Source organism: Vibrio sp. 378 (genome assembly GCF_033339435.1).
Genome location: NZ_JAWOUO010000548.1, coordinates 1 through 704 on the forward strand (window position 1 = coordinate 1; position 704 = coordinate 704).

1 protein-coding gene is annotated in these 704 nt (G+C 45.6%); it reads right to left on the reverse strand.

The genetic code is table 11. From position 1 onward, the window contains the following. On the reverse strand, window positions 1-676 hold a 676-nt coding region (locus R7Q48_RS27465), incomplete at its 3' end, for a flagellar assembly protein T N-terminal domain-containing protein (RefSeq protein ID WP_318133418.1). Window positions 677-704: the final 28 nt, after the last annotated feature.

The window sequence follows — 704 nt, forward strand, 5'->3', positions numbered from 1 at the left end:
CTTTCATCTCTAAAGCAAACTGACGGTTAATGATGTCGTCTTTTAAGAGTTGAGATTCAATCGTTGCCGTTAAGTCAGTGATCACGCCGCCAATAATGTATTGTGCGCCGTTGTCTTGCGCAATCATTTGAGTGCGAGCTGGATAATTGCTGCTGATTGAGTAGTCCGTCGTGCCAACAGAAACGAAGCTGCGCGAGGTTTGATCCAATTGGCGATTAACGACTTTGCTGAAATCGTCACCCACTTGGTAGATTTGCCCCATGACTGCTTGTTGGGGAGAGGCAACGTCAATGTTACCGACCAAAATAGTCTTTTTGTATTGATCCGTGTGGCAACCCGTTGCCGATGGATAAATGTCCACTCGGATCTTCATTTCCATTTTACCACCGCGTTTGCGCTCAGATTCCACGAGAATGTAGCGCACCTCATGGTTAGTAAACTGATATTCTTTGCGGTTTTCTTCCAATAGCGGCATCAAATTACTGATGCTGCCAATGTCTGCGCCCGAAAAGTTGACGGCTTTGAATAGAGCGTCTTCCAACGCATGGAGCCTTGCCGCATCTTCAGAAGAAACGATCGTGGCAACGCCTGTCACTTCGTACCAAGACGCCACTGCACGAAATGGCAGAAGCATAACGAAAGTGATTGAAAGTAGGCTAAATAATATTTTTTTCATTGGGTATGACCGTTCGGGTATAAATATT